Raw genomic sequence first — 15524 nt, forward strand, 5'->3', positions numbered from 1 at the left:
ATAGCTGCAGTCAGAGTTGTTTTACCGTGGTCAACGTGGCCGATGGTGCCTACGTTTACGTGCGGTTTTACGCGTTCAAATTTAGCCTTAGCCATTTATAGACCCTTCTTAGTCAAATTGAGGGCCCGGCTTACCGGGCCTGATTTAATCGTTAACCTGCTTTGCGTGCAGCAATAATTGCTTCTTTCACGTTGTTTGGTGCTTCAGCGTAGTTCAATGGTTCCATTGAGTAAGAAGCACGACCCTGTGACAAAGAGCGCATATGGGTAGCATAACCGAACATTTCAGACAGTGGCACGTTGGCATCGATAATTTTCATACCGCCAGGTGCATCTTCCATGCCGTTGATCATACCGCGGCGGCGGTTTAAATCGCCAACCAGATCACCCATGAACTCTTCGGGCGTAACCACTTCTACTTTCATGATAGGCTCAAGGATAACAGGCGACGCCTGCAAAGCACCTTTTTTGAAGCCCATAGAAGCAGCAATTTTAAACGCCATCTCATTCGAGTCAACATCATGGTAAGAACCGTCATAAACGGTTACTTTGACATCGATTACCGGATAACCAGCCAGGATACCATTCTTCATCTGCTCCTGAACGCCTTTATCCACCGCAGGGATGTATTCTTTTGGAATAACACCACCAACGACTTCGTTGACGAACTGGTAGCCACCACCTTCTTCCATCGGCTCGATGCGCAACCAACAGTGACCAAACTGACCACGGCCACCGGACTGTCGAACAAACTTGCCTTCGACTTCGGTCTTGCCACGAATGGTCTCGCGGTAAGAAACCTGTGGCTTACCCACGTTGGCTTCTACTTTGAATTCACGACGCATACGGTCGACGATAATGTCCAGGTGCAGTTCACCCATACCAGAGATGATGGTCTGGCCGGTTTCTTCGTCCGTGTGAACCCGGAATGATGGATCCTCGGCCGCCAACTTGCTGAGCGCGATACCCATTTTTTCCTGGTCAGCCTTGGTTTTCGGCTCCACTGCAACCGAAATAACCGGCTCTGGGAATTCCATCCGCTCGAGAATGATCGGGTTGTCGATATCACACAGGGTATCCCCTGTAGTGGTATCTTTCAGACCGATGGCCGCAGCAATGTCACCCGCCAGTACTTCTTTGATCTCTTCACGGCTGTTGGCGTGCATTTGCACGATACGGCCGATCCGCTCTTTCTTCTGCTTGACCGAGTTGTAAACGCCAGAACCAGACTCGACCACACCGGAGTAAACCCGGAAGAAAGTCAAAGTACCAACGAATGGGTCGGTGGCAATTTTAAATGCCAGCGCAGCAAATGGCTCGTTGTCGTCAGACTTACGAATACCTTCGCTTTCATCCGGTAAAATACCACGGATGGCTTTTACTTCGGTTGGCGAAGGAAGGAAGTAAACGACGTTGTCCAGCATGGCCTGAACACCTTTGTTTTTAAAGGCAGAACCACACTGCACCAACACCACTTCGTTGCGCAAGGTCAAATCACGCAGGGCTGCACGGATCTCTTCTTCAGTGAACTCGTCACCTTCCAGATAGCGTTCCATCAGCTCTTCGTTGGCTTCAGCTGCAGCTTCCACCATATTCTGACGCCATTCCTGACACTCTTCCAGCATATCCGCAGGGATATCCTCGTAAGTGAAGGTCATGCCCTGATCAGCTTCATTCCAGTTGATGGACTTCATTTTGATCAGATCAACCACACCTTTAAAGTCGTCTTCCGCGCCGATAGGCAGCTGGATCGGAACAATGGTGCTGTTCAGACGGGTACGGGCCTGCTCAACAACCCGCAGGAAGTTGGCACCGGTACGGTCCATCTTATTGACGAAGATCATCCGCGGAACTTCGTACTTGTTGGCCTGACGCCATACAGTTTCCGTTTGCGGCTGCACACCAGATGAGCCACAAAGCACCACCACGGCACCATCCAGTACCCGCAGCGAACGTTCAACTTCAATGGTGAAGTCAACGTGGCCTGGGGTATCGATGATGTTCACACGGTGCTCTTCGAACTGTGCTTCCATACCACGCCAGAAGGTAGTAGTTGCTGCAGAGGTAATGGTAATACCACGCTCCTGCTCCTGCTCCATCCAGTCCATGGTCGCGGCGCCATCATGCACTTCACCGATCTTGTGCGACAAGCCGGTGTAAAACAATACACGTTCAGTGGTCGTGGTTTTACCCGCGTCCACGTGTGCACAGATACCAATGTTGCGGTAGCGTTCTATTGGGGTTTTACGTGCCACAATAAACTCCTATAAAGTTAGTTCAGCTTACCAGCGGAAGTGAGCAAACGCTTTGTTTGCTTCAGCCATACGGTGGACGTCTTCACGCTTCTTAACCGCAGAACCTTTGTTCTCAATGGCATCCAGCATTTCACCAGCCAGACGCTGGGACATCGATTTTTCACCACGTTTACGGGCCGCTTCAACTAACCAGCGCATTGCTAAGGCATTGCGACGAACCGGACGAACTTCACAAGGTACCTGGTAAGTTGAACCACCTACCCGGCGTGATTTTACTTCGACCGTTGGACGAATGTTATCCAGAGCTACTTCAAACAAATCGATGTGTTCTTTCTTCGATTTGGTAGCTGCAATTTCTAATGCGCCGTATACAATTGATTCGGCGATGGACTTTTTACCGTCGACCATCACGACATTGACAAACTTAGCCAGTAACTCACTTCCGAACTTAGGATCTGGAAGGATTTTACGTTGACCTATAACGCGTCTTCTTGGCATTCGAAACTCCGATTGCTTCAGGTGATTCCAAAACTTTAATAAATAAAGTCGTTTAGTTTGGCCTTACTAACGGAGTTCCGTTACGATTTGGGCCGCTTGGCGCCGTACTTAGAACGGCCTTGTTTACGATCTTTTACGCCTGCACAGTCTAATGTGCCGCGTACGGTGTGATAACGCACACCTGGTAAGTCTTTGACCCGGCCACCACGGATCAGGACCACACTGTGCTCCTGCAGGTTGTGACCTTCACCACCAATGTATGAGCTTACTTCGAAGCCATTGGTCAGACGAACACGGCATACTTTACGCATGGCTGAGTTCGGCTTTTTAGGTGTAGTGGTATAAACACGGGTACAAACACCACGCTTTTGTGGACAAGCTTCCAAAGCAGGAACGTTGCTTTTCGCAAGTTTCTCCTGCCGTGGCTTGCGCACGAGCTGGTTAATTGTTGCCATTAAATACTCCTGGTTAATTGATACCCAATAAACGTGAAAAATCCGCACCCCAAAAATGGGGTCGCGGAATTCTAATGGTCAAGCTTTGAGCTGTCAAGTTTCTGTGCAATCTGCTGCCATTATAAGCAGCAGATTAACAACCTTACTTAATCGTCGTTACCTGACATATCCATATTCAGCGCATCGGTCAGTGCCTGTTCGGCTACTTCTGCGCTCATGGATGGTTCTGCCGTTTCAGCCGTAGCTTTCTGACGTTGACGCAGTCGGTTTTGGTGATAGGCAAAACCAGTACCGGCCGGGATCAGACGTCCGACAATAACGTTTTCTTTCAGACCGCGTAGTTGGTCGATCTTGCCGCCCACGGCAGCTTCGGTCAGGACACGGGTAGTTTCCTGGAACGACGCAGCTGAAATAAACGAATCGGTCGACAAGGAAGCTTTGGTAATACCCAGCAATACCCGCTCGTATTGAGCAGGGATCTTGCCTTCAGCTTCCAGTGCACGGTTGGCGATGTTCACCCGCGCCAGTTCAACCTGCTCACCTTCGAGGAACTCACTGTCTCCCGGATTGGCGATCACACATTTACGCAGCATCTGGCGGATGATGTTTTCAATGTGCTTATCGTTGATCTTAACGCCTTGCAAACGATAGACTTCCTGCACTTCGTTCACGATGTAGCTGGCCACATGGTGAATACCACGCAGACGCAGAATATCGTGTGGTGACTCCGGGCCTTCCGAGATCACTTCACCTTTTTCAATGCGCTCACCTTCGAACACGTTGATCTGACGCCATTTCGGGATCATCTCTTCATGCGGCTCGCCCTGTGCTGGCGTAATGATTAAGCGACGCTTGCCCTTGGTTTCCTTACCGAAGCTGATCACACCTGAGATTTCCGCCAGGATGGCAGGATCTTTTGGCTTACGGGCTTCAAACAGGTCAGCAACGCGCGGCAGACCACCGGTAATATCGCGAGTTTTTGAGCTTTCCTGCGGGATCCGCGCCAACACATCACCCGGCTGAGCCGTAGCTCCATCCCGGATCTCAATGGTGGTGAAGCTTGGCAGACGAATTTCCTGCAAGCCGCCATCATCGGTCGCCAGAATCAGCTTCGGCTCTTTGGCGTTGGCTTTGGCCAGATCTTTCACCACAGTACGGGTAAGACCAGTCAATTCATCCTGCTGAATTTCAGTGTTGGTATCATCAACATCACTGAAGTTCACTTTAGCGCTACGCTCAACAATGATTGGGTGAGAATGCGGATCCCAGGTCGCCACGATCTGGCCACCCTGAGTTTTGCTGTTGTCATCCACCTGCATTACCGAACCGTACGGCAGCTTGTAACGCTCTTTCTCACGACCCAGCTCATCAAAGATAGTTACTTCAGCTGAACGCGACGTAATGACAATTTTGTCATCGACGTTACGCACAAACTTGGCGTTATGCAGCTTTAAAGTACCAGCAGTTTTTACCTGGACACTGCTTTCAGCAGAAGCCCGTGATGCCGCACCACCAATGTGGAAGGTACGCATCGTCAGCTGGGTACCTGGCTCACCGATGGACTGAGCAGCGATAACACCGACCGCTTCACCTTGGTTGATCAGGTGACCACGGGCCAGATCACGGCCATAACACTTGGCGCAGACACCAAAGTCGGTGTCACAAGTGATGACTGAGCGGACATAGACTTCGTCGATCGAGTGCTGCTCGAGCAGATCACACAATTTCTCATCCAGCATGGTGCCATTTTCAATCAGCACTTCGTTGGAGTTCGGGATCAGCACGTCGCCTAGCACAACCCGGCCCAGCACCCGCTCACGCAGACCTTCGACCACATCACCACCTTCGATCAGTGGCTTCATCCAGATACCTTCTTTGGTACCACAGTCGTCTTCGGTAACCACCAAATCCTGCGCTACGTCAACCAGACGACGGGTCAGATAACCAGAGTTCGCAGTTTTCAGTGCGGTATCGGCCAAACCTTTACGCGCACCGTGCGTCGAGATGAAGTACTGCAGTACGTTCAGACCTTCACGGAAGTTTGCGGTGATCGGCGTTTCGATGATGGAGCCATCTGGCTTGGCCATCAAGCCCCGCATCGCTGACAACTGACGGATCTGAGCTGGTGAACCCCGGGCGCCGGAGTCTGCCATCATGTACACCGAGTTGAAAGACTGCTGCTCGGTTTCGTTGCCGTCGCGGTCGATCACTTTCTCTTTCGACAGGTTGTCCATCATGGCTTTGGACAAGGTTTCGTTGGCCGTTGACCAGATATCGATAACCTTGTTGTATTTCTCACCACCAGTGACCAAGCCTTGCTGGAACTGGTCCTGGATCTCAGCAACTTCGGCTTCCGCCGCTTCAATGATGTCTTTTTTCGCATCCGGAATGACCATGTCGTCGATACCGACCGACACGCCAGACAGCATCGCATAATGGAAACCGGTGTACATGATTTGGTCGGCCAGGATAACCGTATCCTTCAGACCAATCTTGCGGTAAGCACCGTTTAACAAACGCGAAATTTGCTTTTTACCCATCGCCTGGTTCACCGAAGCGAACTCCAAACCGGTTGGTAAAATCGAATACAAAATGGCACGGCCAACGGTGGTATCGAACACCTCGGTGTTGGTAGTGCGATTGCCTTCTTCGTCTGAAATAATTTCAGTGATGCGGACTTTTACTTTGGCATGCAACGAAGCATGGCCACCGCGATAGGCTTTTTCCGCTTCTTTCGGGCTTTTGAACATCATGCCTTCGCCTTTGGCATTGATAGCCTCACGCGTCATGTAGTACAAGCCCAGAACAACGTCCTGCGACGGAACGATGATTGGCTCACCATTGGCTGGTGATAATACGTTGTTGGTCGACATCATCAGTGCACGCGCTTCCAACTGGGCTTCCAGTGTCAGCGGCACGTGCACAGCCATTTGGTCACCATCGAAGTCGGCGTTGTAGGCCGCACACACCAATGGGTGCAACTGAATGGCTTTACCTTCAATCAGCACAGGCTCAAACGCCTGAATACCCAAACGGTGCAAGGTTGGCGCGCGGTTCAGTAACACCGGATGCTCACGGATGACTTCGTCCAGCACATCCCATACAGCACCTTCTTCGCGCTCAACCATCTTCTTAGCAGCTTTGATGGTGGTGGCCAGGCCACGACCTTCCAATTTGCCATAGATAAACGGCTTGAACAGTTCCAATGCCATTTTTTTCGGCAAACCACACTGGTGCAAACGCAAGGTAGGACCTACGGTAATCACCGAACGGCCTGAATAGTCGACCCGCTTACCCAACAGGTTCTGACGGAAACGACCCTGCTTACCTTTGATCATATCGGCCAAAGATTTCAGCGGACGCTTGTTAGTACCGGTAATGGCACGACCACGACGGCCGTTATCCAGCAGCGCATCAACAGACTCTTGCAGCATCCGCTTCTCGTTGCGCACGATAATATCCGGCGCAGACAAGTCCAGCAGACGCTTCAGACGGTTGTTACGGTTGATCACACGACGGTACAGATCGTTCAGATCTGAGGTGGCAAAACGACCACCATCCAGCGGTACCAAAGGACGCAGATCCGGTGGCAGCACAGGCAATACCGTCATGATCATCCACTCTGGCTTGTTGCCAGACGTGTGGAAAGCTTCCATCAGCTTTAAACGCTTGCTGATTTTTTTGCGCTTGGTTTCCGAGTTGATGGTTGGCAACTCTTCACGCATCATTTTGATTTCGTTGGCCAGATCCAGGTCACGCAGCAGATCCAGAATGGCTTCTGCACCCATCTTGGCTTCGAACTCATCACCATGCTCTTCCAGCACATCCAGGTATTCTTCTTCGGTCAGCATCTGACGACGCTCCAAAGAGGTCATGCCTGGCTCGGTAACGACGTAAGATTCAAAATACAGCACGCGCTCAATATCACGCAGTGTCATATCCAACAGCAAGCCGATCCGGCTTGGCAGTGACTTTAAGAACCAGATATGAGCCACCGGGCTAGCCAGCTCAATGTGACCCATGCGCTCACGACGCACCTTAGTCAGAGTGACTTCAACGCCACACTTTTCACAGATCACGCCACGATGCTTTAAGCGCTTGTACTTACCGCACAAACACTCGTAATCTTTTACCGGCCCAAAGATACGGGCGCAGAACAAGCCATCACGCTCAGGCTTAAAAGTCCGGTAGTTGATGGTTTCCGGTTTTTTCACTTCACCAAATGACCAGGAACGGATCATATCCGGTGAGGATAAACCGATTTTGATCACATCAAACTCTTCGGTCTTCGTTTGTTGTTTCAGAAACTTTAATAAGTCTTTCACCTTAGCTCTCCTGTAAGAGGGTAAACCAATGGAGCCTGAAACCAGGCTCCATCACGCCATGGAACGCGGGGTTTATTCCTCTTCCAATTCGATGTTGATCCCGAGCGAACGGATTTCTTTCATCAGTACGTTGAACGACTCTGGCATGCCAGGCTCCATCCGGTGGTCACCATCCACGATGTTTTTGTACATCTTGGTACGGCCATTGACGTCATCCGATTTCACCGTCAGCATTTCCTGCAGGGTGTAAGCAGCACCGTAAGCTTCCAGTGCCCAGACTTCCATCTCACCGAAGCGCTGACCACCGAACTGCGCCTTACCACCCAGCGGCTGCTGAGTAACCAGGCTGTACGAGCCGGTAGAACGCGCGTGCATCTTATCGTCGACCAGGTGGTTCAGTTTCAGCATGTACATGTAACCAACGGTGACTTTACGCTCAAAAGCATTGCCGGTACGGCCATCGTACAGGGTGATCTGTCCGCTGGATGGCAAGTCAGCCAACTCCAACAGCTCTTTGATCTCGGACTCTTTGGCGCCGTCAAACACTGGTGTAGCGATCGGCAGACCTTTACGCAGGTTACCGGCCAGGCGCAGCACTTCGTCATCTGTGAAGGTGCTGATATCCACCTGTTGACGCGATTCGCCCAGGCTGTAAGCCCGTTGCAGGAATTCACGAAGCTCACCAATCTCGCGCTGCTCTTGCAACATGGTGTCGATTTTCTCACCGATACCACGTGCTGCCAGGCCCAGGTGGGTTTCCAGGATCTGACCGATGTTCATACGCGACGGTACACCCAGAGGGTTTAACACGATGTCGACCGGACGGCCCTGCTCATCGTATGGCATATCTTCTACCGGTACTATGGTGGAAATAACACCCTTGTTACCGTGACGACCTGCCATCTTATCGCCAGGCTGAATACGACGCTTCACCGCGAGGTAGACTTTAACGATTTTCAGTACGCCAGGTGCCAAATCATCGCCCTGACTGATTTTACGGCGTTTGACTTCAAACTTTTTGTCGTATTCAGTACGGATTTCTTCATACTGGGCAGCGAGTTGTTCCAGATCGCTTTGCTTTTGGTCATCGCTGATGCTCTGATTGAACAGAGCGTCGCCTTTCAAGCCATCCAGCTTGCTGCGATCAACACCAGTAGACTCCAGCAGGTTACGGGCACGATCGAAGATACCTTGCTCCAGGATGCGGAACTCTTCGTTCAGGTCTTTTTTGGCCTGACGAATTTCCATGTCCTCGATTTCACGGGCACGCTGATCTTTTTCCACGCCATCGCGGGTAAAGACCTGCACATCAATGACTGTACCATTGACTGAGTTTGGCACCCGCAACGAAGTATCTTTCACATCCGATGCTTTCTCACCGAAGATAGCACGCAGTAGTTTTTCTTCCGGCGTCAGCTGGCTCTCGCCTTTTGGCGTCACCTTACCAACCAGGATATCGCCACTTTTCACTTCAGCGCCGATGTACACAATACCAGCTTCGTCGAGCTTCGACAGGGCTGATTCACCGACATTCGGAATATCCGCGGTGATCTCTTCCGGCCCAAGCTTGGTATCACGCGCGATACAGCTCAGCTCCTGAATGTGGATCGTGGTCAGGCGATCCTCTTCCACCAGACGCTCAGACAACAAGATCGAATCTTCGAAGTTGTAACCGTTCCATGGCATAAAGGCCACGCGCAGGTTTTGACCCAGTGCCAACTCACCCAAATCGGTGGAAGGACCATCGGCCAACACATCACCACGCTCAACAGGCTCGCCCTGGCTAACGCAAGGGCGTTGGTTGATACAGGTGTTCTGGTTGGAACGGGTGTACTTGGTCAGGTTGTAAATATCAATGCCGGCTTCACCTGCAACCATCTCTTCTTCGTGTACCTTGACTACGATACGGCTGGCATCGACATAATCGATGGTACCGCCACGCTTAGCGACCACGGTTACCCCGGAATCTTTCGCCACCACACGCTCAACACCAGTACCTACCAGCGGTTTATCAGCACGCAGAGTTGGTACCGCTTGACGTTGCATGTTCGAGCCCATCAGTGCCCGGTTGGCATCGTCGTGCTCCAGGAACGGGATCAGAGCGGCAGCAACAGAAACGATTTGCTGAGGCGCAACGTCCATGTACTGCACCTGATCGGCAGGCATCAGGGTAAATTCATTTTTGTGCCGGCACGGTACCAGCTCTTCCACCAAACGATTTTCATCGCTCAGCTCGGCGTTGGCCTGAGCGATAACAAAGTTGCCTTCTTCAATCGCAGACAGGAAATCAACTTCATCCGTCACCACGCCATTTTCTATACGGCGATACGGCGTTTCCAGGAAACCGTACTCGTTGGTCTGGGCAAACATCGACAAGGAGTTGATCAAACCGATGTTTGGACCTTCCGGCGTCTCGATAGGACAGACCCGGCCATAGTGTGTTGGATGCACGTCACGGACTTCAAAACCAGCACGTTCGCGGGTCAGACCGCCCGGGCCTAGCGCAGAAATACGACGCTTGTGGGTCACTTCCGACAGCGGGTTGTTCTGATCCATAAACTGCGACAACTGGCTCGAACCGAAGAACTCTTTGACCGCAGCAGAAATTGGCTTGGCATTGATCAGATCCTGCGGCATCACCGCATCAAGATCGCCTAAAGACAGACGCTCTTTCACCGCACGTTCTACCCGCACCAGGCCGACACGGAATTGGTTCTCGGCCATTTCACCGACTGAACGGATACGACGGTTACCCAGGTGATCGATGTCATCGACATCGCCTTTACCGTTACGAATGTCAATCAAGACTTTCATCACTGCCAGGATGTCTTCTTTGGACAGGACGCCTTCGCCGGTATTTTCATCAAAACCAACACGGCGGTTAAACTTCATCCGGCCTACGGTAGAAAGATCGTAGCGATCTTCTGAGAAGAACAGGTTATCAAACAAGGTTTCGGCAGCATCACGCGTTGGTGGCTCACCAGGACGCATCATGCGGTAAATTTCCACCAGGGCTTCCATCCGGTTCGAGCTAGGATCGATGCGCAGGGTTTCAGAAATGTACGGGCCCTGATCCAAATCATTGATGTACAATGTTTCGAAGCTGGTATAGCCGGCTTTAGCCAGCTTTTCCAGCAGCTCAAGATTCAGTTCAGCATTCGCTTCCGCAATGATTTCGCCACTGCTTTCGTCGACGTAGTTTTTCGCCAACACCCGGCCAATCAGATAATCAGCAGGGACTTCCATCATGGTCAGGCCGGTTTTTTCCAGCTGACGCACGTGACGGGCGGTAATACGGCGGCCCTGCTCAACAATGACTTCACCATCGTTGTCGATGATGTCAAAGGCAGCGGTTTCACCACGTAAACGGCTTGGGACTACTTCCATCATGAACTTGCCGTCCTGAATATCAAAACGGGTGTTTTCGAAGAAGGTACTTAAAATAGTCTCAGTATCGAACTCGAGCGCGCGCAGCAAAATAGTAGCTGGCAATTTACGACGACGGTCGATACGGACAAAAAGGTTGTCCTTGGCATCGAATTCAAAATCCAGCCAAGAACCACGGTATGGTATCACCCTGGCGTTGTACAACACTTTGCCAGATGAATGCGTTTTGCCACGGTCGTGATCAAAGAACACACCCGGGCTACGGTGCAGCTGAGAAACGATAACACGCTCAGTACCATTGATAACAAAGGTACCGTTTTCGGTCATCAGTGGGATTTCCCCCATGTAGACTTCCTGCTCGCGGATGTCTTTGATGGTGCCTGGTGCTTCTTTATCAAACAACACCATGCGCAGTTTCACCCGCAGCGGCGCTGAGTAAGTGACACCACGGATTTGGCATTCTTTCACATCAAAAACAGGTTCCCCGATGCGGTAGCTGACGTACTGCAATTCCGCGCTGCCAGAGTAGCTTTTGATGGGAAAAACAGAGCGAAATGCCGCTTCCAGGCCATAATCACCTTCTGGATCAGGCTCGATAAATTTGTTGAACGATTCGATCTGAATCGACAACAGGTATGGCACATCCAATACTTCTGGACGTTTGCCGAAGTCCTTACGGATACGTTTCTTCTCAGAATAAGAGTAAGTCATGGGGTTCCTCAGCTTGCTGATTTTTTTCCCAACTACCCTTGCGGGCGGTATATATGGCAATAGCAGGTTGCCATCAGGGGTGGGGAAATCAAAGTCCCACAGCGCAAAAAGGCCGGTGATTAATTCATCACCAGCCCAGCCTGATTAACAGGCAGTAAGACGGGTCAAACCCGAATTACTTAACTTCAACAGACGCACCAGCGGCTTCAAGTTCTTTCTTGAGTGCTTCGGCTTCGTCTTTAGAAACGCCTTCTTTGATTGGAGCTGGAGCGCTCTCAACCAGATCTTTCGCTTCTTTCAGGCCCAGGCCAGTTGCGCCACGTACTGCTTTGATAACAGCAACTTTGTTCGCACCAACACCAGCCAGAACAACATTGAACTCGGTTTGCTCTTCAGCAGCAGCAGCTTCGCCACCAGCAGCAACAGCAACTGCAGCAGCTGCAGATACACCGAACTTTTCTTCCATAGCGCTAACCAGCTCTACTACGTCCATAACAGACATTTCAGCGATAGCGTCTAGAATTTGGTCTTTAGTTACAGACATGACAAATTCCTACATTAAACGGCATTTAGCCTACATTAAACTCTTAATTGCACACAGCGTAAATTACGCTGCCTGCTGCTCTTTTTGCTCGCGAACCGCGGCAATGGTACGTACCAATTTGCCAGCTGCTGCTTCTTTCATCGTGCTCATCAGACGTGCCAATGCTTCCTCGTAAGTAGGTAGCGTAGCTAACACATCGATACTGACGGTTTCACCGTTGAAGGCTGCACCTTTTAGCTCAAACAGTTTCTCGTCTTTGGCAAAGTCTTTAAAAAGACGTGCCGCAGCACCTGGGTGCTCGTTAGAGAAAGCAATTAACGTTGGGCCAACAAAGGTGTCGCTCAGACACTCGAAAGAAGTGCCTTGCACTGCACGACGGGCCAGGGTATTACGCACAACGCGCATCCAGACACCATTAGCACGAGCTTGCTTACGCAGGCTGGTGATTTTATCGACAGTGACACCACGAGCGTCAGCGACTACGGCAGAAAGAGCACCAGTTGCGGCTTGCTGGACTTCAGCAACAATTGCTTTTTTGTCATCAAGCTTAATCGCCATTGGCTCTTAACTCCTGGTTCATCCAGACACATGTCTGGCTTTCCAACACATCACCGACACAATGTCGGTGCGCGATTTACGGTGAGAGCCAGAAGAGTTTAAATACAATTCTGGGGCTAACACCGTCTGCGTAGGCATTCATTAAGCAACAACAAGTTGTCGCACCTACGGTCTCGGACGGAAGCTGCTGCTTTGCAAGCAAAATAGCAGCTTCTACCCTAAAAAACGAGCGCAAGATTATATCTCAAACCTCAGCGCTCTGTAAAGCACAGTCGCTTCGATGCTTAAACCTGAGATGCCAGGGAAGCCTGGTTCAGGGCAATGCCTGCACCCATGGTCGAAGAAATCGTTACTTTCTTGATGAAAACGCCTTTAGCAACAGATGGCTTAGCACGCTTCAGTGCCACCAACAGGGCTTCCAGGTTTTCTTTTAGTTTTTCTGCGTCAAAATCCACTTTACCGATGGTGGTATGAATGATGCCGTTTTTGTCGTTGCGGTAACGAACCTGACCAGCTTTCGCGTTTTTCACTGCTTCAGCTACGTTTGGCGTCACAGTACCGGTTTTCGGGTTTGGCATCAGACCACGCGGGCCCAAAATTTGACCCAGAGCACCGACCACACGCATAGCGTCTGGAGAAGCGATCACCACGTCGAAGTTCATTTCACCTTTTTTGACCTGCTCGGCCAGCTCTTCCATACCTACGATGTCCGCACCGGCAGCTTTAGCAGCTTCAGCGTTGGCACCCTGGGTGAAGACAGCAACACGAACGTCACGACCAGTACCATGTGGCAGTACAGTTGCACCGCGAACGTTTTGGTCAGATTTACGAGCATCGATGCCCAGATTTACAGCAACATCAACGCTTTCAACGAACTTGGCTGTAGCCAGTTCTTTCAGCAGAGTCACAGCATCCTGGAAATCGTATTCGCGGGTCGCATCTACTTTCTCGCGGATCAGTTTTGCGCGCTTAGATAATTTAGCCATGTCTTAACCCTCCACTACCAGGCCCATTGAACGAGCAGTACCTGCGATGGTACGCACGGCAGCATCGTGATCTGCAGCAGTCAGATCCGGCTCTTTCAATTTGACGATATCGTCGATTTGCGCCTGAGTCACCTTACCAACTTTCTTGGTATTTGGCTGACCAGAGCCGCTCTTCAGACCAGCGGCTTTCAGCAACAGGAACGATGCTGGTGGCGTTTTGGTTTCGAAGGTGAAAGAACGATCGCTGTACACAGTGATCACGACTGGGATTGGCATGCCTTTTTCCATGCTATCTGTTTTGGCGTTAAAGCCTTTACAGAATTCCATGATGTTCACACCGTGTTGACCCAAAGCTGGACCAACTGGTGGTGACGGGTTTGCCATACCGGCTTTAACCTGCAATTTAATTAATGCAGTGACTTTCTTTGCCATAGTACACCTCTGTTTCGGGTCTTAGCCTTGTAAATGCGAGGACATTTACTCAAGCGGCTCCCCTTGGTTAAAAAGGCCGCAGATCATAAAGCAATCTGCGGCCGGAATCAATGACTATAAATTAAGCTTTTTCGACCTGGCCAAACTCGAGATCGACCGGCGTAGAACGGCCGAAGATAAGCACCGATACTTTCACGCGGCTCTTCTCGTAATCGACTTCTTCTACCACGCCATTGAAATCAGCGAAAGGACCTTCGGTAACACGCACAACCTCACCCGCTTCAAACAGAGTTTTCGGCTTAGGCTTGTCGGCGTTGTCTTCCAGGCGGTTAAGAATGATGTTGGCTTCTTTTTCAGAAATAGGCGCAGGACGATCGGAGGTACCGCCGATGAAACCCAGGACGCGGGGCACACTTTTGACCAAGTGCCAGCTTTCTTCGCACATTTCCATTTGCACCAGCACGTATCCCGGAAAGAACTTACGCTCCGACTTGCGCTTTTGGCCGGCACGCATTTCCACCACTTCTTCGGTAGGAACCAGCACATCACCAAACTTATCTTCCATTTGGTGCATCTTGATGTGTTCACGCAAAGAGGTAGCCACCTTTTGCTCAAAGCCAGAAAAAGCTTGCACCACATACCAGCGCATTTTACCTGCCATGATTAAACTCCTACCCCGGTGAAGAATGAAACAATACGCAACAAAATTGCGTCCAGGCCCCACAGGATTAAACCAACAATCAGGGTGGCAATCATCACAATAATGGTGGTTTGGGTGGTTTCCTGACGGGTTGGCCAGACAACTTTACGCACCTCAGTACGAGCATCTTTGGCAAACGCAACGAAGATTTTGCCTTTCGCTGTCTGTGCCGCGACCAGACCAGCGCCGGCGACCAGTACCACGATGGCAATTGCACGCTCTAGGGTGCCAAAGTCAAAAATATAATTGCCGACCACGACCAATGACAGCAGGACAAAAACGACCAGCCACTTTACCGAATCCAGACTGCTTTTTGGGGTTTCACTCGTTGCACTCATGCTTACTTTCACCTCAGCTCGGCTTCACCGATACACACCTTCAACACAGCATTGACGCTGCTGTGGAAACGTTGGCAGGGGCAGAGGGATTCGAACCCCCAACCGTCGGTTTTGGAGACCGCTGTTCTACCAATTGGAACTATGCCCCTGCAAAAACGGTTTACTGCTTTTAGGCAGTACTCAAAATAGCCGCTCATTATACTGCCTTCATAGGTGAAGGCAAGCCTAACGAACGGCAATCAAAGCTTTTTCCGTCTCAGACTGAAAAAGGCCCCTTACGGAGCCTTCTTCTTACATCACCGGCAATTAAGCGATGATTTTTGATACAACACCAGC

The 15524-nt window shown here is 50.8% G+C and carries 12 protein-coding genes and 1 tRNA gene; all 13 read right to left on the bottom strand.

Annotation, left to right across the window (positions count from 1 at the left end; translation table 11 throughout):
- Positions 1–95 (bottom strand): GTP-binding protein (locus BLW37_RS18360; protein ID WP_139243759.1); only part of this gene is annotated, 95 nt, incomplete at its 3' end.
- 56 nt (positions 96–151) lie between these two features.
- Complete coding sequence (gene fusA, locus BLW37_RS18365) at positions 152–2254, bottom strand: elongation factor G (protein WP_091345525.1); 2103 nt, start codon at positions 2252–2254, stop codon at positions 152–154.
- Positions 2255–2281: 27 nt separating this feature from the next.
- On the bottom strand, positions 2282–2752 hold the full coding sequence (rpsG, locus tag BLW37_RS18370) for a 30S ribosomal protein S7 (protein WP_091345527.1): 471 nt from the start codon (positions 2750–2752) through the stop codon (positions 2282–2284).
- 80 nt (positions 2753–2832) lie between these two features.
- Entirely contained in the window at positions 2833–3207 is a 375-nt protein-coding gene (gene rpsL / locus BLW37_RS18375; RefSeq protein ID WP_091345529.1) for a 30S ribosomal protein S12, read from the bottom strand.
- Positions 3208–3353: 146 nt separating this feature from the next.
- Positions 3354–7532 carry a DNA-directed RNA polymerase subunit beta' gene (gene rpoC, locus BLW37_RS18380; RefSeq protein ID WP_091345531.1) on the bottom strand — a complete coding sequence of 1393 codons (4179 nt, stop codon included), beginning with the start codon at positions 7530–7532 and terminating at the stop codon, positions 3354–3356.
- Between the two features lie 72 nt (positions 7533–7604).
- On the bottom strand, positions 7605–11630 hold the full coding sequence (rpoB, locus tag BLW37_RS18385) for a DNA-directed RNA polymerase subunit beta (protein ID WP_091345533.1): 4026 nt from the start codon (positions 11628–11630) through the stop codon (positions 7605–7607).
- Positions 11631–11805: 175 nt separating this feature from the next.
- The gene (gene rplL / locus BLW37_RS18390; RefSeq protein WP_091345535.1) at positions 11806–12174 is read right to left on the bottom strand and encodes a 50S ribosomal protein L7/L12; all 369 of its coding nucleotides are present in this window, start codon (positions 12172–12174) and stop codon (positions 11806–11808) included.
- A 63-nt stretch (positions 12175–12237) separates the two neighbouring features.
- Positions 12238–12732 carry a 50S ribosomal protein L10 gene (rplJ, locus tag BLW37_RS18395; RefSeq protein ID WP_091345537.1) on the bottom strand — a complete coding sequence of 165 codons (495 nt, stop codon included), beginning with the start codon at positions 12730–12732 and terminating at the stop codon, positions 12238–12240.
- 284 nt (positions 12733–13016) lie between these two features.
- Positions 13017–13718, bottom strand: a complete 702-nt coding sequence (rplA, locus tag BLW37_RS18400; protein WP_091345539.1) for a 50S ribosomal protein L1 — start codon at positions 13716–13718, stop codon at positions 13017–13019.
- A 3-nt stretch (positions 13719–13721) separates the two neighbouring features.
- Complete coding sequence (rplK, locus tag BLW37_RS18405) at positions 13722–14150, bottom strand: 50S ribosomal protein L11 (protein WP_091345540.1); 429 nt, start codon at positions 14148–14150, stop codon at positions 13722–13724.
- A gap of 121 nt (positions 14151–14271) precedes the next feature.
- Positions 14272–14811: a transcription termination/antitermination protein NusG gene (gene nusG, locus BLW37_RS18410; RefSeq protein WP_228614801.1), complete on the bottom strand. Its 540-nt coding sequence runs from the start codon at positions 14809–14811 to the stop codon at positions 14272–14274.
- Between the two features lie 2 nt (positions 14812–14813).
- Complete coding sequence (secE, locus tag BLW37_RS18415) at positions 14814–15188, bottom strand: preprotein translocase subunit SecE (protein ID WP_091345542.1); 375 nt, start codon at positions 15186–15188, stop codon at positions 14814–14816.
- A 72-nt stretch (positions 15189–15260) separates the two neighbouring features.
- Positions 15261–15337: transfer RNA gene (locus BLW37_RS18420), tRNA-Trp, on the bottom strand.
- Positions 15338–15524: the final 187 nt, after the last annotated feature.

The organism is Alkalimonas amylolytica, from assembly GCF_900107845.1.
GTDB classification, from domain to species: Bacteria; Pseudomonadota; Gammaproteobacteria; order Enterobacterales; family Alteromonadaceae; genus Alkalimonas; species Alkalimonas amylolytica.